The 16,592-nt window shown below is 70.8% G+C and carries 27 protein-coding genes; 23 read left to right on the top strand and 4 right to left on the bottom strand.

The genetic code is table 11. From position 1 onward, the window contains the following. Nucleotides 1-279 precede the first annotated feature (279 nt). Both ACNYS0_RS21180 and ACNYS0_RS21175 read right to left on the bottom strand, forming a co-directional pair. Complete coding sequence (locus tag ACNYS0_RS21180) at nt 280-696, bottom strand: helix-turn-helix domain-containing protein (RefSeq protein ID WP_422475822.1); 417 nt, start codon at nt 694-696, stop codon at nt 280-282. 125 nt (nt 697-821) lie between these two features. Further along, on the bottom strand, nt 822-1,139 hold the full coding sequence (locus ACNYS0_RS21175; RefSeq protein WP_422482740.1) for an acyl-CoA thioesterase domain-containing protein: 318 nt from the start codon (nt 1,137-1,139) through the stop codon (nt 822-824). Between the two features lie 423 nt (nt 1,140-1,562). On the opposite strand from ACNYS0_RS21175, the gene ACNYS0_RS21170 reads away from it, so the two are divergent. The 20 genes from ACNYS0_RS21170 (at nt 1,563) to ACNYS0_RS21075 (ending at nt 14,478) form a co-directional block, all read left to right on the top strand. After that, complete coding sequence (locus tag ACNYS0_RS21170; protein ID WP_422475820.1) at nt 1,563-2,105, top strand: RNA polymerase sigma factor; 543 nt, start codon at nt 1,563-1,565, stop codon at nt 2,103-2,105. Next, nucleotides 2,102-2,338: a hypothetical protein gene (locus tag ACNYS0_RS21165; RefSeq protein ID WP_422475818.1), complete on the top strand. Its 237-nt coding sequence runs from the start codon at nt 2,102-2,104 to the stop codon at nt 2,336-2,338. Before ACNYS0_RS21170 ends, ACNYS0_RS21165 begins: the two co-directional genes overlap by 4 nt. After that, entirely contained in the window at nt 2,335-3,069 is a 735-nt protein-coding gene (locus tag ACNYS0_RS21160; RefSeq protein WP_422475816.1) for a BN159_2729 family protein, read from the top strand. Before ACNYS0_RS21165 ends, ACNYS0_RS21160 begins: the two co-directional genes overlap by 4 nt. Further along, a complete protein-coding gene (locus tag ACNYS0_RS21155; RefSeq protein WP_422475814.1) occupies nt 3,066-3,515 on the top strand; it encodes a hypothetical protein in 450 nt (149 codons plus the stop codon). Before ACNYS0_RS21160 ends, ACNYS0_RS21155 begins: the two co-directional genes overlap by 4 nt. Further along, the gene (locus ACNYS0_RS21150) at nt 3,512-3,808 is read left to right on the top strand and encodes a hypothetical protein (protein ID WP_422475813.1); all 297 of its coding nucleotides are present in this window, start codon (nt 3,512-3,514) and stop codon (nt 3,806-3,808) included. The genes ACNYS0_RS21155 and ACNYS0_RS21150 overlap by 4 nt, the downstream gene beginning before the upstream one ends. Further along, nucleotides 3,808-4,095: a hypothetical protein gene (locus ACNYS0_RS21145; RefSeq protein ID WP_422475811.1), complete on the top strand. Its 288-nt coding sequence runs from the start codon at nt 3,808-3,810 to the stop codon at nt 4,093-4,095. Before ACNYS0_RS21150 ends, ACNYS0_RS21145 begins: the two co-directional genes overlap by 1 nt. After that, a complete protein-coding gene (locus ACNYS0_RS21140; RefSeq protein WP_422475809.1) occupies nt 4,092-5,390 on the top strand; it encodes an AAA family ATPase in 1,299 nt (432 codons plus the stop codon). Before ACNYS0_RS21145 ends, ACNYS0_RS21140 begins: the two co-directional genes overlap by 4 nt. An 84-nt stretch (nt 5,391-5,474) precedes the next feature. Next, nucleotides 5,475-6,959 (top strand): UvrD-helicase domain-containing protein, encoded by a 1,485-nt coding sequence (locus tag ACNYS0_RS21135; RefSeq protein WP_422475807.1) that lies wholly within the window; start codon nt 5,475-5,477, stop codon nt 6,957-6,959. Next, a complete protein-coding gene (locus ACNYS0_RS21130; protein ID WP_422475805.1) occupies nt 6,956-7,225 on the top strand; it encodes a hypothetical protein in 270 nt (89 codons plus the stop codon). Before ACNYS0_RS21135 ends, ACNYS0_RS21130 begins: the two co-directional genes overlap by 4 nt. An 81-nt stretch (nt 7,226-7,306) precedes the next feature. Then, the gene (locus ACNYS0_RS21125) at nt 7,307-7,987 is read left to right on the top strand and encodes a hypothetical protein (RefSeq protein WP_422475803.1); all 681 of its coding nucleotides are present in this window, start codon (nt 7,307-7,309) and stop codon (nt 7,985-7,987) included. Next, nucleotides 7,987-9,297 carry an AAA family ATPase gene (locus tag ACNYS0_RS21120; RefSeq protein WP_422475801.1) on the top strand — a complete coding sequence of 437 codons (1,311 nt, stop codon included), beginning with the start codon at nt 7,987-7,989 and terminating at the stop codon, nt 9,295-9,297. The genes ACNYS0_RS21125 and ACNYS0_RS21120 overlap by 1 nt, the downstream gene beginning before the upstream one ends. A 202-nt stretch (nt 9,298-9,499) precedes the next feature. Continuing rightward, on the top strand, nt 9,500-9,838 hold the full coding sequence (locus tag ACNYS0_RS21115; RefSeq protein WP_422475799.1) for a hypothetical protein: 339 nt from the start codon (nt 9,500-9,502) through the stop codon (nt 9,836-9,838). A 2-nt stretch (nt 9,839-9,840) separates the two neighbouring features. Continuing rightward, entirely contained in the window at nt 9,841-10,329 is a 489-nt protein-coding gene (gene ssb / locus ACNYS0_RS21110; RefSeq protein ID WP_422475798.1) for a single-stranded DNA-binding protein, read from the top strand. Then, a complete protein-coding gene (locus ACNYS0_RS21105; RefSeq protein WP_422475796.1) occupies nt 10,329-10,505 on the top strand; it encodes a hypothetical protein in 177 nt (58 codons plus the stop codon). The genes ssb and ACNYS0_RS21105 overlap by 1 nt, the downstream gene beginning before the upstream one ends. 59 nt (nt 10,506-10,564) lie before the next feature. Further along, a complete protein-coding gene (locus ACNYS0_RS21100; RefSeq protein WP_422475795.1) occupies nt 10,565-11,053 on the top strand; it encodes a hypothetical protein in 489 nt (162 codons plus the stop codon). A 34-nt stretch (nt 11,054-11,087) separates the two neighbouring features. Further along, nucleotides 11,088-11,702, top strand: coding sequence for a hypothetical protein (locus ACNYS0_RS21095; RefSeq protein WP_422475793.1), 615 nt, complete (start codon nt 11,088-11,090; stop codon nt 11,700-11,702). Next, nucleotides 11,699-11,971 carry a hypothetical protein gene (locus ACNYS0_RS21090; protein WP_422475791.1) on the top strand — a complete coding sequence of 91 codons (273 nt, stop codon included), beginning with the start codon at nt 11,699-11,701 and terminating at the stop codon, nt 11,969-11,971. The genes ACNYS0_RS21095 and ACNYS0_RS21090 overlap by 4 nt, the downstream gene beginning before the upstream one ends. Further along, entirely contained in the window at nt 11,971-12,657 is a 687-nt protein-coding gene (locus tag ACNYS0_RS21085) for a hypothetical protein (RefSeq protein ID WP_422475789.1), read from the top strand. The genes ACNYS0_RS21090 and ACNYS0_RS21085 overlap by 1 nt, the downstream gene beginning before the upstream one ends. 184 nt (nt 12,658-12,841) lie before the next feature. Continuing rightward, nucleotides 12,842-13,012 (top strand): hypothetical protein, encoded by a 171-nt coding sequence (locus ACNYS0_RS21080; RefSeq protein WP_422475787.1) that lies wholly within the window; start codon nt 12,842-12,844, stop codon nt 13,010-13,012. Continuing rightward, nucleotides 13,009-14,478 (top strand): glycosyltransferase family 2 protein, encoded by a 1,470-nt coding sequence (locus ACNYS0_RS21075; RefSeq protein WP_422475785.1) that lies wholly within the window; start codon nt 13,009-13,011, stop codon nt 14,476-14,478. Before ACNYS0_RS21080 ends, ACNYS0_RS21075 begins: the two co-directional genes overlap by 4 nt. 6 nt (nt 14,479-14,484) lie before the next feature. Here the strand turns inward: ACNYS0_RS21075 and ACNYS0_RS21070 are convergent, their stop codons facing one another. Next, the gene (locus ACNYS0_RS21070) at nt 14,485-14,718 is read right to left on the bottom strand and encodes a hypothetical protein (protein WP_422475783.1); all 234 of its coding nucleotides are present in this window, start codon (nt 14,716-14,718) and stop codon (nt 14,485-14,487) included. Nucleotides 14,719-14,891: 173 nt separating this feature from the next. On the opposite strand from ACNYS0_RS21070, the gene ACNYS0_RS21065 reads away from it, so the two are divergent. Together ACNYS0_RS21065 and ACNYS0_RS21060 are read left to right on the top strand one after the other, a co-directional pair. Further along, nucleotides 14,892-15,137 carry a LexA family protein gene (locus ACNYS0_RS21065; protein ID WP_422475781.1) on the top strand — a complete coding sequence of 82 codons (246 nt, stop codon included), beginning with the start codon at nt 14,892-14,894 and terminating at the stop codon, nt 15,135-15,137. Beyond that, nucleotides 15,134-15,364, top strand: a complete 231-nt coding sequence (locus tag ACNYS0_RS21060; protein WP_422475779.1) for a hypothetical protein — start codon at nt 15,134-15,136, stop codon at nt 15,362-15,364. Before ACNYS0_RS21065 ends, ACNYS0_RS21060 begins: the two co-directional genes overlap by 4 nt. Here ACNYS0_RS21060 and ACNYS0_RS21055 read toward each other — a convergent pair. Then, nucleotides 15,333-15,572, bottom strand: coding sequence for a hypothetical protein (locus ACNYS0_RS21055; RefSeq protein WP_422475777.1), 240 nt, complete (start codon nt 15,570-15,572; stop codon nt 15,333-15,335). The two genes, ACNYS0_RS21060 and ACNYS0_RS21055, sit on opposite strands and share 32 nt — an antisense overlap. A gap of 238 nt (nt 15,573-15,810) precedes the next feature. On the opposite strand from ACNYS0_RS21055, the gene ACNYS0_RS21050 reads away from it, so the two are divergent. Continuing rightward, nucleotides 15,811-16,545: a hypothetical protein gene (locus ACNYS0_RS21050; protein ID WP_422475775.1), complete on the top strand. Its 735-nt coding sequence runs from the start codon at nt 15,811-15,813 to the stop codon at nt 16,543-16,545. Nucleotides 16,546-16,592 lie beyond the last annotated feature (47 nt).

Below are 16,592 nucleotides of genomic sequence, written 5' to 3'. Positions count from 1 at the left end.
GTGGGTGCCCCGTTGGACGAGGATCGTGATGTCGTCCGGGTCCCAGATGGCGATCTCTGGTAGATCGTCGGCGACGGCGATGCGGATGCACACAGGTTTCCCCCCAGGGATGCGCGATGCACGGCGGAGTGATCCGCTCCGGGAGGACAGCGGTTGCTGAAGGCTACCTGTGTGTGCGGGAGTTGTGGAGGTGATCTGTCATATGCGCGGGGCGAGATTGGATCACACCCCGTGTGTTCCGATTCCTCCCCTCAATTAGGCAACCCTTAGTGGGAGTTGCTAGGCGCGGCTCGCCGCTTCCATGTCCTCGGCGATGCCGATAAGCGAGCGCTGCTGTCTCGCGGAGAGACCGCGGTAGATCTTCAGCAGCCGGGCCTCGCGTTCGGCGTCGGTCGGCCCCGGCACGGGTCGGCCGGCGGACTCGAAGACCTGCTTCGTAGTGACGTCGCCTCCCCAGCCCCGCAGCGTGTCGGCCAGGGCGCGCAGCGGCTCGGGGGCCACGCGGGATGTGCCGCGCGTGCGGTTCATCCACGCGTTGAGTGTCTGGTACTTCACGCCGCTGGCTTCGGCGAGTTCCTTCTGGTTTCTCTGGGTCTCCTCGAGGAGGCGCGCGATAAGGGCCGCCAGGTCCTCGCCTGTGGGGGCGCGGTCCTCGGCGGGGCCGCCCTCGCCGGGGTCGTTCTGGTGGCTAGTCACGTACCGAGCATCGGCTATCTGCATCTACATCCGCAAGTAGATCCAACGAGGTATGACCTGTTGTTGACGGCGCGGGGGCGCATCTACATAACCCCCATGCACCCCGGCTCACCACATCTGCGCCCCTAGGCGACACGCTTGACTCGATATGCATCTACATGCAGACTGTAGATATCGCTGGTCATTCGGACCGGCGGAACCCCTACTCGGCTACGCGCCGGAGGTTTCCCATGCGACGACGTGATCGAGGTGCCCCGCTGCGGGCCGCCATGAAGGCGGCCGGGCTGGACATCCCGGGCCTCGCCGCCAGGACGAAGGAAGTCGACGGCAAGGGCGAGGGTCTGTCCCGCGCACTCGTCGGCTTCCTCGTGGGTGGCGGCAAGAGCGCCCGCGAGGAGTGCAGCGACCGGGCCGCCGAACTGATCGCGGCCGCACTCGACCAGGAGGTCATCGACTTCTTCGAGCCGGTCGTTTTCACGCTCCGAGAATCTACATCTACACAGAGATCGGGATCAGGTGAACCGGCAAAGTCGGACCTCCCCGAGCGGCTGATGAATCAGCGCGAGCTCGCCGAGTTCCTGCGCAAGTCCATGAGCTGGATCGATGCGCAGATCCATGAGGCGAGCGATCGAGGCGAGACCTGGCCCGGCCTGATCTACGTCGGTCGGTCGCGCCGCTTCAACGTGGCCGCCGTGCTCGACGCGATGCGCCGGCAGCGCGCGGCATGACGCGAGAAGGGGCCGCCCGGATGCGACCCGGACGACCCCGCACAACCCACTCCACCCCTACGTCAAAGAGAAGGACAGGCTGTGAAACCACAGGCTAGCCGCAAGATCACACCGCCAACAGCGGCCGAGGTGAAGGTCGTGGCCGCCGCACGTGCCGGTGACCCCGACGCGTTCGCCATCCTCTACAACGAGCACCACGACCGGGTGTTCTCCTACGTGGTCGGGCGCACCCGGAACCGGCAGCTGGCCGAGGACTTGACGCAGGACGTGTTCGTGCGGGCGCTGCGCCGGCTGGAGACGTTCAGCGACCACGGTCACGAGATCGGGGCGTGGCTCTACACGATCGCCCGGAACATCGTGATCGACCACTACAAGGCGAGCCGCACCCGGCACGAGGTGCCGACCGGCGACATGGCGGACGAGGACAGGTTCGTGACCACGGCCGAGGCCGGGGCGCTGCGTCACCTGGACATCGTCGAGGCACGGGAGACGATCAAGGTCGCGATGCGGTCGCTGACGGCCGATCAGCGGGCGTGCGTGCTGGCGCGGTTCTTCGACGAGCTGGAGATCGACGAGGCGGCGGTCGTGCTGGGGCGGAAGCCGGGCGCGGTCAAGACGCTCCAGTACCGGGCCGTCGAGAAGCTGCGTGAGGCCCTCGCCCACGAGGCGGTGGCCGCATGATCAGCATCAGCGCCACGGCGCACCTCAACGCGGACACCCCCATCGAGCTGAAGACCTTCCCGAACGGAATGGGCGGAGCGTTCGTCTCCGTTGAGATCGGATCCCGCGGCGGTTCCGGGCTCGGCCTGTTGGCGTCCGAGGGGCAGGCGGAAGGGCTGCGCCGCCTCGCGCAGGTCGCCCTCGAAGGGGCCGCCGAGCTGGACCGCCTGGCGGAGAACGGCGGCGACGCATGAACAAGAACCTGCCGCACGCGGTGAAGATCGTCCGGGAGGCCATCGCCTCGTCCGGCTCCGACCCGGCCGCCGCCATCGTCCACGCCCTCAACGACGCCCGCCTGCTCGTCGACCCCGAGAAGTCGTTCGGCACCGTCCTCTACAGGACGGCCGCCGGAGTCGCGAAGCGCCGCCCGCTCACCGACCTGGAGAAGCAGGCCGCCGCCTGGGACGCATCGATCCAGCGCGCCGCCGCCCTGGTCGTCCAGATCGAGGGGAAGTTCGGCAGCGAGCCCGGGTTCCAGCGGGTGCGCGCCGACGGCGACCAGGTCACGGTCGGCTACTCGTGCACGGCCATCGAGCAGTGGCACCAGCTCCGCATCTACTTCGGGATCACCGAGGACCACGTTCAGGCGACGGAGTACGCGTTCGTTGGCCGGGGCCACCGTGAGGGTGTCGCCGTGACGGTCGTCGCGTACGACGTGCCGCAGCTCGGCGTCGACGCGGGCGCCGAAGCGCTCCGCCCGTACCGGCATGACGGGGTCGTGTACGACCTGGCGCTGCCGCACCTCGACATCACCGGGGAGACCTGGTTCTTCCACGGGGAGGTGACGGCGGAGGGGATGCCGTTGCTCGCGGTGGACTGCCGGCCGGAGCGCTGCTCGCTCGCGAGCGTCGTCGAGTTCGTCGGCCCGCTGACGCCCGTCAGGGATGCCGCGACGCCCGTCACCGAGGGCGGTGAAGTCGCGTGAACACCCGCGCCGTCAACGTCGCTGCCCGGATCATCCTCACTGCCATCCGGCAGAACCGCGTCCCGGCTGGCATCGCGACCGCGCTCGACAACGCCGGGCTCCTCAATACGCCGGAGCACGCCGCCGAGTTCGTGAGCCTGCGCGAGCGCGTCGCCGAGCTGGACAGCGCGGCCGGGAAGGACACCCCCGCCGGGGACGAGTCCACCCAGGCCGAGTTCTTCCGGGCCGATCGCGAGTACACCACGGGCGACGGCTGGACCGCGCCCGAGGAGACGCTCTTCTTCCGGTGCGCGCACGTCACCACGACGCCGACCGGCGACCGCATCGCCTTCGGGTTCATCCGGTACGGCGACACCACGGAGTGGACGCCGACCGGCCTCGGCACCCGTCAGTGGTTCCACGAGCACGGGTGGCACGTGCGCGGACCGGAGGGGGACGCGCTGTGATCGTCCCCTCGATCACCGCTGTCGCCTTCATCCGCATCGCGAACAGCGAGGACCCCGAGAAGTTCCAGCGCATCGTCATGGTCGACGAGGTCGATGCCGGTCGCGGCGTTGACCTCGCGGCCGTCGCCGACTCCGCGTGGAACACCACCGACCCGGTGCGCCTCGCGGCCGAGCTCGAAGTGCTGGCTGGCCTCCGCCGCATCGGCGCGGCCGCCCACCCGACGAGCTGCTGGTGCGACGCCTGTCGCGTCCGCCGTTCGCTCACCCCGAAGTTCCAAGGGGGTGCGGCCTGATGACCGCGTACAGCGATGCGTTCCGCGCTCTCACCGACGGCCGCGCGCTCCGCCCGGCCGAGGCGTCCCGGCTGCTGGCGGCCGTCCGCGACGAGCACGCGGCCGAGCTCGCCGAGCAGATTCGCAACGAGGCCAAGCGCCGCTGCCAGCCCGCCGACAGCGACTCCCACGCGATCGACCGGCGCAAGAGGCGCCGCTTCGGCGGCATGCAGTCCGCCGCCTCCCTGATCGACCCCGCCCACCGACGGGCCACCCTGCCCGACCAGCGCGACCGGAGTACGTCATGACCTTCACGTTCACGCCCGCTACCCGCGAGCAGGCCCGCGCCCGCATCGGGCTCCAGGGCCCGGCCGGGTCGGGCAAGACCAAGACCGCGTTGCGTATGGCCGAGGGCCTGGCCAAGGGCGGGCCGATCGGGCTCGCCGACACAGAGCGCGGCTCCGCCCTCAAGTACGCCCCCGTGCCCGGCCGCGAGGACCTGGGCGGGCACGAGTTCCTGCACCTGCCGATGGACCGGCACGACCCCCGCGACCTGATCAAGGTGGTGCGCGCCGCCGAGGAGCAGGGCCTGGCCGTGCTGATCGTCGACTCCTGGTCGCACTTCTGGAACGGGCGCGGCGGACTCCTGGAGATCGTCGAGCAGGCCGGGTCGGAGCGCGGCGGGGGCGGCACCTTCGGCGGCTGGCGCACTGGCAATCCGATCGAGCAGGAGATGCTCGACGCGCTGCTGAACTTCCGTGGCCACCTCGTCGTCACCATGCGCACCAAGGGCGATTACGTGATCGAGGGGAAGAAGGTCACGAAGGTCGGCGTGCGCGCCGTGCAGCGCGAGGGCGCCGAGTACGAGCTCGACGTCGTGATGGACATGGTCGAGGGCACGGCCACCGTGACCAAGACCCGATACGAGCTACTCGACGGGCAGGTCATCCACCACCCCGGCGAGGACATCGCGGAGATGATCCTGGAGCAGCTCGGGCAGGGCGTCGACCCGGCGCAGATGATCGTCGACGAGTTGGTGAAGGACGGGCTGACGTACGACCAGGCACTCGCCCTGCACGCCCAGGCCAAGAACCGGGACGTCCTCGGCGCTGAGCGGCCGCACCCGAAGACGGGTGAGGTGACCAAGCTCGGGGAGCTGATCCGGGAGTACGGGCAGGCGGTCAAGCCGAAGGAGCCGACGCCCGTCAGCGCCCCGTCAGCGCCCGCCACTCCGCCGCCCGGCGAAGCGACCCTGGAGGCCGTCGCGCTCGACGCCGCGTCCGCCCGGATCGACGCCCCGGCCCCGTCCGGCGAACGAGTCACGGCGCCGCAGATGCGCATGATGCATGCCCTGTTCACGAAGGTCGGGCTCGGCGACAAGGACGACCGCCAGCAGCGGCTGCACGCGACCGCGCTCATCATCGGCCGCGCCATCGAGTCGGCGAACGACCTGACGGTCGACGAGGCGAAGACCCTGCTCGACACCCTCACCAACTACGGCGACCGGGAGTCGGCGGCCGTCGACTTCGCCGCCATGGTCGAGGGCCTGGAGTCCGATCGCGCCCAGGCCCCCGACCAAGCCGCCGAGCAGAGCGCCGCCTGATCCACCACTGAACCGCGGGCCCCGCCCTGTCCTTCCCCATCGGGGCGGGGCCCGCACTCCCCAGAGAGGAGGTGCGCCCCAGTGGTGAACCCCACCCCAGAACAGACCGAAGCCATCGCCGCGTACGGCGACGGAACGGACCTCGTCCTCCAGGCCGGCGCCGGGTGCGGCAAGTCGAGCACGTTGAAGCTGATCGCCCGCTCGGACCCGCGCGCCCGCATGACGTACGTCGCGTACAACAAGGCGATTGCGGACGACGCGAAGCGCAGCTTCCCGATGTCCGCGCAGTGCAGCACGGCGCATGGGCTGGCCTTCGCCGGGATCGGCCGCCAGTACGCACACCGGCTGTCCGGCCCCCGACAGACCGCGCACCAGGCGGCGCAGGCCCTGAACGTCCCGCGCATCCTGGGATACCCGACAGGCACGCCGTTCGTCCTGAACGACGCGGGCGAGAAGATCGCGTTCCCGTCGAAGAAGATCATGCGGACCGCGCTGGAGACCGTCACCCGCTGGTGCTACTCCGCCGACCCCGAGCCCACCGCCCAGCACGTCCCGCGCCGCACCGGCATGAAGGCCCGCGAGACGATCGAGCAGATCGCCGAGCTCGTGCTGCCCGTGGCCCGCGCCGCATGGGGCGACCTGCGCAAGGCCGACGGAGTGCTGAAGTTCCAGCACGACCACTACCTGAAGATGTGGCAGCTCGGCGGCCCGAAACTGAACACCGACGTCGTGCTCCTCGATGAGGGGCAGGACACGAACGACGTCGTCGTGGACGTGATCCAGCGCCAGGAGCACGCACAGCGCATCGTCGTCGGCGACTCCGCCCAGCAGATCTACGGCTGGCGAGGCGCGAACGATGCGCTCGCCAAGTTCTCGGCGACGGGCGCGCAGGAGCGGATGCTGTCGCAGTCGTTCCGGTTCGGCCCGGCCATCGCCGAGGCAGCGAACGCCTGGCTCTACATCGTGGGCACCGGACTCCGGCTGACCGGCTTCGAGCCCGTCCCGTCCACAGTCGGCCCCGTCGACAACCCGGACGCGGTGCTCTGCCGCACCAACTCCGGTGCGATGCAGGTCGTCGTCGATGCCCTCGGGCGCGGCGTGCCCGTCGCCCTGGTCGGCGGCGGCACCGACATGAAGCGCCTGGCACAGGCCGCAGAAGCGTTGCAGCAAGGACGCGACGTCGACCACCCCGAGCTCGTCGGCTTCCCGTCCTGGGACGCCGTGCGCCAGTACGCCGACGAGGAAGCAGACGGCGCCGACCTCCGCGTCCTGGTCGACCTGATCGACGAGTACGGCACCGCGGCCGTCATCAAGTCGGCTGACGCCCTGGTCGCCGAGGACAAGGCCGAGCTCGTCGTGTCGACCGCGCACCGCAGCAAGGGCCGCGAGTGGGACAGCGTGCTGATCCACTCGGACTTCCGTGCCCCGTCGCCGGACCCGTCCACGGGCCTGGTGACGATCCAGCGGGAGGAGGCCCGGCTGGCGTACGTCGCCGTGACCCGCGCCCGCCTGCTCCTCGATGACCGGGCCCTCGACTGGCGCGACGAGATCAAGGCCGTGGCGTCATGACGGCCGTCATCGCCGTCGGCGGTACGGCGCTGTGGCTGCTCGCGTTCGTCTTCTACCTCGGCGCCCCGCGCCGCCCCATCGTGCGCCCACCGAGCCCGTGGGGGCCGTCGGACTACGACGAGGGCGCGGAGCGGCTACGCGCGTCAATCGCCGGCGCGTACAGGGAGACGACGCCCGGCCCGCCGTCGCAGGACCTCATCACCTGCTGGTCGATCTGGTCCGACCCACCCGGCGGCGACGACGTCCAGGACGACGACCCGGACTAACCCCCGTGGCCTGGCGGATGAGACCGGCCGCCAGGCCACGGCCACAGCACCACTGCACACCGCACTGAGGGAGCGTCATCTGTGGGAACCCGCCTGGTCGTCGAGGTCGTGAACGCGGCTCCGACGACGCTCACACACCGCGAGGCGTGGGTCCTCGCGGTGCTGGCGGGAGACGCCGACGACGACACCCGCACCACACAGTCGAGCGTCGAGGCCACGGAGCTGCTGCGGCAGGCCCGAGTGTCTCGGGCACAGATGTACGCGGTACTGCGGGAGTTGATCAACAAAGGCGTGTTGAAGCGGACAGCGGCCGGACACCGGAACGGTGCCGCGCGGTACGAGCTGCTGCCGCTCGACGCCACCACCCCGGCCCCGGCCCCAGCGCCGAGGGCCCCCATCCGCAAGGCCCCGCGGCCCGCACCGCCGCCGCGCCGCGAGCGCCCCGATGCACGGGCCTCGCCGCCCGACGGGTTCGACGAGTTCTGGGACGCATACCCCCGCAAGGTCGCCAAGGGCAACGCCCGCACCGCGTACGCCAAGGCGATCAAGCGGGGCGCCGACCCGGCCGCGCTCGCGACGGCCGCCGCCCGGCACGCCGCCCAGTGGCGCGCAGCGCACACCGAACCCCGGTTCATCCCGCACCCGGCGACCTGGCTCAACGCAGAGCGCTACGACGACGAGCCCGAACCCCAGCCCGGTCACCAGCAGCCACGGCTCCCCGGCTCTGGCTACCAAGACCCGACCGAGAAGGGCATCTTCTGATGACCACTCCCCACCCGCCCGACGAGTTCGAGCGGACCCTGCCGAACGACCTCGGCGCCGAGCAGGCGTACCTCGGGGCCCTGTGCTACGCCCGTCATGACGCCCGTCGGGTGCACAAGCTGGTCGCCTCCACCGAGTTCTACCGGCCCGCCCACGCGACGATCCACGCAACCGCCGGCCAGCTCCTGGACGAGGGCGAGCCCGTCGACCCGATCACGCTGAACGCAGCGCTCCAGGCGGCCGGAGCCCTGTCGCGGGTGGGCGGTGCTCCGTACGTCTACCAGCTCGCGCAGTCCGTGGGGCTCGCCGGGAACGCCGAGCACTACGCCGAGATCATTCGCGAGCACGCGCAGCGTCGGGCTCTGATCGTGGCCGGGCAGGAGATCACCCAGCGTGCCTTCGACCCGGCGTCGGGCGACCCGAGCGACCTCGCCGAGGAGGCCGTCGCCCTGACGCGCGGCGTACGGGACGCAGGCCGCGCCGCCGACGACACCCCGGTCACGGACATGCACGACTTCCTGACCGTGGTCGACACGTATGACTGGGTGGTGCCGGGCCTGCTGGAGCGCGGCGACCGGCTCATGCTCACGGCCGGGGAGGGCGGCGGTAAGTCCGTGCTCCTGCGGCAGATTGCCGTCGCCGTCGCGGCCGGGGTCAACCCGTTCACCATCGTTCCCTCGGAGTATGGGTCGCAGCGTGTCCTCGTCCTCGACTGCGAGAACTCCGCGCCCCAGTCCCGCCGCCACTACCGGCACCTCATGAACGCGGCGCAGAACGCGCACCAGCCGGTGAAGCGCGGCCAGCTCCATATCGACGTCCGGCCCGAAGGCGTCGACCTCACCCGCGGCTCGGGCCGGTCCTGGTTGATGCGCCGAGTCGAGACGGTGATGCCGGACCTGCTGGTGATCGGCCCGGTCTACCAGCTCCATACCGGGGACCCGTCGTCGGAGGACCATGCCCGCCGCGTCACGACGGCGCTCAACGAGGCCCGTGTCACGGCGAACTGCGCCATGGTCATGGAGGCGCACGCCCCGCACGGGAGCGGGTTCGGGCCGCGCTCGCTCCGCCCGGCTGGCTCGTCGCTGTGGATGCGGTGGCCCGAGTTCGGGTTCGGGCTCCGCCCCGTCGAGGACGAGAAGTCAGCCGAGGAGGACCGGGCCCGGCGCCTGGTGCCGTGGCGCGGCCTGCGGGACGAGCGCGCCTTCCCGCCGTTCCTGCGGCAGGGCCAGCGCGGCGGCTGGCCCTGGGTCCCGTACACACCGATCGATACCGACATCCGCGGCTACTCCTCTACCGGGGCCACCGGGTGAGCGCGTGCCGGGTGTGCGGTCGCCGTCTCCGTTCGGAGAAGTGGGCAGCGCTGGGTGTGGGCCCGGTCTGCGCCCGCGCCACGGGCGTCATCACCCCCGCACCGCCCCACCCGTTCCGCACCGTGACCGCCTCGCCGACGGCCCCCGCGCCGGTTCCCGGCCAGACCACCATCCCAATCCAGCCCACCCTCTGGAGTCGAACATGACCAACCCGAATTCCACCTACCGCGTCCTGCGCCAAGTGCTTGCCGAGCGCGCCCGCCAGGACATCAAGTTCGGCGAACAGAACCACCCCGACGGCACCGGCAACAAGAGCCAGCAGGAGTACGCCGAGTCGGCCCGCAACTGGTGCCAGTCGGCATTCGGCGCTGGCTATGGCACGTGGGCCGACGTGCTCGCCGAGGAAGTCGCGGAAGCCAAGGCCGAACGGGAGCCGTCCCGACTACGCGCCGAACTGGTTCAGGTCGCCGCCGTCGCGGTCGCCTGGATCGAAGCCATCGACCGTCGCACCACCAGCACCAGCACCATGAAGGAGAACTGATCATGTCTCTGCCCTCGATGACGGGCGTCGGACGCCTCGTCGCCGACCCCGAACTCCGCTTCACCGCCAACGGCAAGGCCGTCGCGAACATCCGCCTCGCCTTCAACTCCCGCCGCCTCAACCAGCAGACCCAGCAGTGGGAGGACGGCGACACGTTCTGGGTCAACGGCTCCGCATGGGAGCGGCTCGCCGAGCACGCGACCGAGACCCTTTCCCAGGGGATGGAGGTCGTCGTCACGGGTGAGCTCCGCACCGAGCAGTGGGAGAAGGACGGGCAGAAGAACAGCCGCCCCGCCTTGCTGATCCGGAGCATCGGCCCGAGCCTGGCGTACGCCACGGCGACCGTGACGAAGGCGAACGCGCAGCAGCAGGGCGGCGGGCAGCAGCAGCGGCCGGCCGCGCCCCAAGGGCAGGCGCAGTACCATCAGGGCCCGCCGCAGCAGAACGACCAGTGGGCGACCGGCCCCGGCAGTAACGAGCCCCCGTTCTAATGGCCGCGGTCCTCCGCTTCCCCGGCGGTACCGATGACGTCGCCGAGCTCGTCGAGGCGCTGCTCACTGCCGCCGACGTGAAGGAGACGAAGGCGCCGGAGCTCGCGCTCCGGTGGCGGTGGCTCGCCGACGACATCGGTGATGCCCTCGATCAACTCCCCACACCACAGCAGTAGATCCACCCCGGAGCAGGGGCCCCTCGAAGGGCCCCACCCGGCACCACCTGGAGCCGATCATGTTCCGCATCTTCCGCCGCCCCCGGCCTGCGCCGCCCGGGCCCGAGGCCGCGTACGTCGAGCGTCTCGCCGCCCAGCTCGCCGAGCAGCTGGAGCGCTGGCAGGGGCACGCTGACAGCTACGCGAAGCAGGCCACCGCCGCCGAGCGCTACCGCGACTCCGTCCTTCGCGACCGCGCGCACCTGCTGGCCTGGATCTCCGCCCTCCACCCCGCGACCACCGTCATCACCCCCGCCGCCGAGGGGGACGACGCTGGCTGGCACGTGCTCTACCTCACCGCCGGCGGCTGGCAGATGAGTTGGCACATCGCGCCCGCCGAGGTGCCGCTGTTCGCCCACGTCGAGCGCGTCGAGCCGACCGACCCGCGCGCGCAGTGGGACGGCCACGGCGACACCCAGAAGCACCAGCGAATCCGGCAGCACGTCCGGCTCCTGGCGCTCGAGGACGGGGCGTTGACGCCCGTCACGCCCGAGCAGCGCAGCGCCTGACCGCGCCAGCCCGTCGCCCACCCCGGAGGTACCCATGACCAAGCCCGCTGATCGCTGCGGCGCCCGCCTGCCTCAGCTCATCGCGAACAGTCCTCAGACCGAATGCGTACTGCCGCCCAACCATCAGGGCAGCCACGCTGACGAGAACGACACACGTTGGTGGCCGTCGCTCACCGCGGCCACCGAGCCGCTCGCCGCCGAGTTCGCCGCCTTCGGCCGGGCCATCACCGCCCTCGGTCAACGGGTGGTGCAACGTGCCATCGGTGCACGGCAGGAAGACTTCGCCCTCACCGACCAGCCTCCCGCCGAGTTCGAGCTGCGCGGCACCACGGAGATCCGGGCCATCGCGTATCGCGACGCTGCCGACATCGCGATGAACGAAGCCTCACGCCTGTACGACGACATGGGCCAGGAGGCTGCGGCCGGAGCGCGCGCCGTCGCGGACCGCCTGCGCCGCATGGCCGACGAGGCGCAGCAGGCCGAGCCCGCGCTCGAGCCCGCCGTCACCATGCACGCCTGCCCCGGCCCTGACGACAACGGCATCAGCCCCTGCTGTAACCGGCCGCCGTTCGAGTTCCGCGGCGAGCGCCTCACTCGTGACCTCACCCTCGTCACCTGCGTCGGCGCGCCGAAGGCACAGCAGCCGTGACCGCCAGCCCCACCGACGAGGACGAGCAGCCCTCCACCCACCAGCCGCTCGCCCCGGCCCGCCTCGCCCAGATCAAGGCGATGAAGTTCACGACCGGAATCAACCCGGCCTGCGGCGTCTTCGCCACCGACACCGAGCAAGAGCTGTACTTCCTCGCCGCCCGCTGCTGGAACGCCCTCCAAGAAGTCCTCGCCGACCACGCGCACCTCACCACCGCACACGACGAGGTCACCACCCGCCTCGCCGACTGGGAAGGACACCCCAACTGATGAGTGCAGCCGACGACCTCGACACGATCACCGAACGCTGGTCCGCGTTGGCCGAGGCCGCCGGCACCCGTCCCGTCACCGGCTGGCCCCCGATCATGGGCGTCGCCCGGATCCTCGACGACGAGGAGCGCGAGCAGTACGCGGCCGAGCGCGCGGACTCCGCGCCGGACGCCCCGGGCCCGCGGCCCACCCCCGTGGACGTGGACGTGCTCGACGTGATGAACACGATCGAGCAGGGCCTGTGTACGACGGCGGACTGGCTGGCGTCCCGTGTGCAGCGGCCCGTCATGACGGTGCCGACGGGGCGCGGCTGGTCCGACGAGGCGCACCGCCAGGCCGTGCTCGCCGCAGCCAAGGACGCCGCGGACCCGCGCCGCTGGAAGTACCAGGGGGAGCGGTCAGCACTGTCCGCCGCGAGCTGGCTGGCGCATCGTCTCGCCGAGCGGCCGGGCCCGTTCCGTGCTCTCGACGGCGGCGAGCGCGACGCCGTCGCGAAGGTCGCGGCGATGGGTGCCGAGCTGCTTCGCAAGACGCTCGGCGAGGAGCGCCGCACCGAGCCCGTCCCGCACCCGTGCCCGGGCTGCCGGGGGCAGCTCGTCGTCGCGGGCGGGGACGGTCTGCCGCCCGTCGTCCGCTGCGAGGACTGCGGCCGCTCATGGCGGGAGCGCGGCAATGACGTCGCGTGACCCCACTCACACGCGCCGGGGTTGTACGGGCCCTCGACGTATTTGCCATACGCCGTGCAGGGATAGCCCCATCGAGCACCCACCGCAACGTGCGTTCAAGTTTGAACCACTTCACCCCGCACAGCCCTTCGGGCTGATGCACTCCCATACGCATCACCACGAGCAAACCCCAGGGGGATATGCAATGTCCGACAACAGCCAGCTCGCCCAGACCGGCATCGGCACGGTCGTCATCGGCGGCACCGCCTACTACGTCGGCGGATGGATGATCGCCGCCGCCGCAGCCGCCGTCATCCTCGGCGTCGTCTGCATCCGCCTCGGCTTCCGCCGCAACAGGCGCATCGGCCAGAGGTGACCGGCCGACGCCGCCGCAGGCCGGTGCTGGCAGCCCACCAGCACCGGTCGGGCACCGTCCTCATGGGCATCGTGGTCATGGCACTCGCCGCCGTCTGGGCAGCCCACCACGTCCTCGTCTCCTCCGACTGGGACTCACGCACCACCAGCCGCCTCGGCATGGTGTGGCTGGCCCTGTTCTTCGTGTTCATGGCGCAGACCTTCATGTACCACCTGGAGCGGCCACGCAAGGTGACCGCCCGTCAGCAGCGCCAGCTCGACGAGCTGCACGTCGCGATCCTCGTGCCCGTCTACAACGAGGACCCCGGCTACCTGCGGCTCGGCCTTGAGTCGTTCCTGCGCCAGAGCCGGCTGCCCGACTCCGTGCACGTCGTGGACGACGGGTCGACGAGCTCCGACTACCGCGAGGTGCGCGCCTGGTGGGAGCGGGCCGCCGCCGCGGCCGGCGTCGTTTCGACGTGGCAGCGCGTGCCGAATGGCGGGAAGCGGCACGCCCAGGCCGTGGCCGTCCGCGTCAGCCCGGAGGCGGACATCTACGTCACCTGCGACTCGGACTCGTGCTTCGCGCCGAACGCGCTCGCCGAGGTGATTGCCCCGTTCACGCGGCCGCGCGTGCAGTCCGTCGCCGGGATCGTCATCGCGACCAACAACCGGGCGAACTGGATGGTGCGGATCACCGACTTGTGGTTCACCACGAGCCAGCTCGTCGACCGCTCCGGGCAGTCCGCCGTCGGCGCGGTCATGGTCAACTCCGGTCCCATCGCCGCCTACCGGGCGGCCGTCGTACGGGACAACCTCGGCAGCTACCTGAACGAGACGTTCATGGGCAGGGCGGTGATGTTCTCCGACGACTCGCTGCTCACCCTGTACGCGCAGGAGCGGGGCCTGACCGTGCAGCAGCCGTCGGCGATCTGCTTCACGGCGATGCCGGAGAAGTGGTCGCACTTCTGCCGCATGTACCTGCGGTGGATGCGCGGCTCGACCATCCGCTCGGTGTGGCGGATGCGCTACCTGTCCCCGGCCCGGCCCGCGTTCTGGCTGCACATGCTGCGCTGGTTCCAGATGTTCCTGATCCAGATGGTCATGCTGTGGCTGCTCCTGGTCGAGCCGGTCGCGTACTCCAACCTGCCGCCGGCGTCGATGCTGTGGGTGCCGTTCCTGATCGGGTGGGCGCAGGGCCTGCGCTACCTCGGTGTCATCCGCAGCGATGAGCGGATGCGGTCGCGGGCGGTCACGTGGCTGATGATGCCGTTGGCGATCGTCCTTGCGTGGACGGTGCTGCGGTGGCTGCGCTGGTACGGCGTCGCGACCTGCGCGCGGACCGGGTGGGGCACTCGGCAGAACGGCGCCGAGGTGTCACTCGGCGGGGCGCCTGCCGCTCCCGCCGTCGCGGTGGCCCCGCCCGTGGCGAAGCTGTACGACCCGGACACCGAGGGCACGCTGCAGATTGCGGTGCCGTGGCGGTGAGCGTGGTCAGCCGAGCCAGCCGACGTCGAGGATCTCGATGCCGTCGGTGTGTGCGATGTACGTGATCCAGGCCCGGTCGGTGAACTCGTCGCCGAGGTCCCATGTGCTGGCCTGTGGCCAGGCATCGGGGTCCTCGGCGACCAGGTCGATGAGCGCCAGGACGTGCTCGTGCGCCTGGTCGTCGAGGTCGGTCAGGACCTCGTCGGCTTTCCTCGCGAGGTCGACCCTGTGCCTGTGCATAACGCCCCCTTGTGATCCACAGGGGAGTGAGGTTATGGCCGTAGCACCAAGATCGTTTGCTCCTGTGGATAACTCGCCCCGGGGTGTGGATTGCGAGGTGTCGCCTTGCCTCGGAAATCGAACACGTGCTCTATTGAAAGGACCCTGCTCAGGCACACCAGGAGGTGGGATCGATGGCCCTCACATCACAGCGCTGGGAGCCGGCCGCCGTCCGGCAGGCAGCGATCGAGCGCGCACATCGCGAATGGCTCCTCCAGCACGGCATCGAGCCGAACGTGCGTGAACTCGCCGACGCCGTGGGGGTCTCCCCATCGACCGTCAGCCTCCAGCTCAAGAAGATGCGTGCCCGCGGCATCACCATCCGCACGCGCGGCTGGCGCTCCAGCAGACACTGCCCGCACTGCGGCGGCGACCTGTGATCCACGAGCCGCCCGGCCGCTATCACGTCGCCCTCGACCGCGACGGCGCCCGGATCCTGGACGGCTGGTGGGACAACCCCGACACCGCCGACCGGAAGTTCGACGGACTCAAGGCGCAGCACGAGGAGCACGCAGGCACGCGACTGTTCGTGACCGAATGGCACGGCGGGCGGGAGTGGCCGCTCCGCGAGTGGCCTACTCCTCCGACTGCGAAGGGTGCCGGGTAGCCTGCCGGAGCTGCTTCTCGACGTCGAACCGGTTGAGGGCGGCGTCCCGCGCGTACGCGGTGACTGCGGCCTGCGCCTTCGCCGCGGCATCGAACCAGACCTCACGCTGCTTCGCGAGATCGTCGCCGTCGAGGTGCGCCAGCTTCCGGCCCTCGTCGTCGGCCGCACGCTGCAAGTTGATCAAGTCGTCAGGTAGTTCGATCGCCACAATCGGATCTTAAGCCGCCGAGCTCCGCCCGGCTCGGCGCCCACACCCTGCACCGTGACGCCCGTCAACCCCCCGTCACATCTGGACGAACCCCTCCCGCACCCACCCACGAACGCGCTACCGTTCAAGAGCGGCAGATGCCCCCCGTAGGGCGTCACCCTCCCCAACATGAGGCGAGCCCCGGCAAGGACGATTGCAGCGTCCACCGAGGCTCTGACCACAGGAGAGTGACCCTCCTATGGCTGAGCTGCACACTAGTGCGCCCACGTCACCGCCCAACACCCCAACCCCACGCTGGGTTTCCTGGCTCACCGACTTCGGCCGCCCCATCGTCGCCGCCTGGGTGATGATCATGTGCGCGCCCGGCGAGCACCACCTCGGCCGCCTCGCGGGCTGGTCTGATCACCTCGCCTGGGGCATGGCCGGAGTCCTCGCCGCGTACGCCGGCATCGCCGCGGCCGTCGCGAGCAAGCGCCCCAAGGGAGCGCCCGGCAAGACGTCCGCCGTCGCCGGCGCCTGGCTGTCCCTTGGCACCGCCATGTCCGCACAGCCCGTGTCCCACATGTTCGTGACCGGGCACTGGACTGCCGAGCCGCGCCCGCCCGTGTGGCTGGTGGTCGCCGTGTCGTGCGTCCCGCCGCTGGTCCTCGGCCACCTGCTGCACCTCGCCGCGACCCCGGTCCCGGCCGCCCCGGTGACGCCCGTCGAGGTACCCGTCACAGAGCAGCCCGCAGCGAGCACCGCGACCGCACCCCCGGCGATCACGTACTCGGATCCCCGCTGCGAAGTGATTCGCCCGCTGTACGTCGCGGGCACGCGGCCCGGCACGAAGGCGATGCGCGAGGCCCTGGTCGCCGCGACCGGCGAGACGCCATCGGACGGCGTGATCCGTGGCCAGCTCCGCGCCGAGATCGAGATGCGAGAACCGCACCTGGCGCAGCTCCCACCCGCCCCGGTCGCCATCGCCCCCTGACGTACGCCCGCCCTCGCGCGGCCGCGTACGACCGCGCCCTCATGCTC

It is taken from the genome of Streptomyces anthophorae (assembly GCF_049310305.1).
Taxonomy (GTDB): Bacteria; Actinomycetota; Actinomycetes; order Streptomycetales; family Streptomycetaceae; genus Streptomyces.
This window is presented reverse-complemented; position numbering and strand designations above follow the sequence as displayed.

Bases quoted from the DNA above. Each gene is read 5' to 3' on its own strand.
- ACNYS0_RS21140 (WP_422475809.1), top strand. From the start codon at position 4,092: ATGACCTTCACGTTCACGCCCGCTACCCGCGAGCAGGCCCGCGCCCGC.
- ACNYS0_RS21105 (WP_422475796.1), top strand. From the start codon at position 10,329: ATGGCCGCGGTCCTCCGCTTCCCCGGCGGTACCGATGACGTCGCCGAG.
- ACNYS0_RS21120 (WP_422475801.1), top strand. From the start codon at position 7,987: ATGACCACTCCCCACCCGCCCGACGAGTTCGAGCGGACCCTGCCGAAC.
- ACNYS0_RS21145 (WP_422475811.1), top strand. From the start codon at position 3,808: ATGACCGCGTACAGCGATGCGTTCCGCGCTCTCACCGACGGCCGCGCG.
- ACNYS0_RS21115 (WP_422475799.1), top strand. From the start codon at position 9,500: ATGACCAACCCGAATTCCACCTACCGCGTCCTGCGCCAAGTGCTTGCC.
- ACNYS0_RS21100 (WP_422475795.1), top strand. From the start codon at position 10,565: ATGTTCCGCATCTTCCGCCGCCCCCGGCCTGCGCCGCCCGGGCCCGAG.
- ACNYS0_RS21130 (WP_422475805.1), top strand. From the start codon at position 6,956: ATGACGGCCGTCATCGCCGTCGGCGGTACGGCGCTGTGGCTGCTCGCG.
- ACNYS0_RS21080 (WP_422475787.1), top strand. From the start codon at position 12,842: ATGTCCGACAACAGCCAGCTCGCCCAGACCGGCATCGGCACGGTCGTC.
- ssb (WP_422475798.1), top strand. From the start codon at position 9,841: ATGTCTCTGCCCTCGATGACGGGCGTCGGACGCCTCGTCGCCGACCCC.
- ACNYS0_RS21085 (WP_422475789.1), top strand. From the start codon at position 11,971: ATGAGTGCAGCCGACGACCTCGACACGATCACCGAACGCTGGTCCGCG.
- ACNYS0_RS21165 (WP_422475818.1), top strand. From the start codon at position 2,102: ATGATCAGCATCAGCGCCACGGCGCACCTCAACGCGGACACCCCCATC.
- ACNYS0_RS21160 (WP_422475816.1), top strand. From the start codon at position 2,335: ATGAACAAGAACCTGCCGCACGCGGTGAAGATCGTCCGGGAGGCCATC.
- ACNYS0_RS21095 (WP_422475793.1), top strand. From the start codon at position 11,088: ATGACCAAGCCCGCTGATCGCTGCGGCGCCCGCCTGCCTCAGCTCATC.
- ACNYS0_RS21070 (WP_422475783.1), bottom strand. From the start codon at position 14,718: ATGCACAGGCACAGGGTCGACCTCGCGAGGAAAGCCGACGAGGTCCTG.
- ACNYS0_RS21065 (WP_422475781.1), top strand. From the start codon at position 14,892: ATGGCCCTCACATCACAGCGCTGGGAGCCGGCCGCCGTCCGGCAGGCA.
- ACNYS0_RS21050 (WP_422475775.1), top strand. From the start codon at position 15,811: ATGGCTGAGCTGCACACTAGTGCGCCCACGTCACCGCCCAACACCCCA.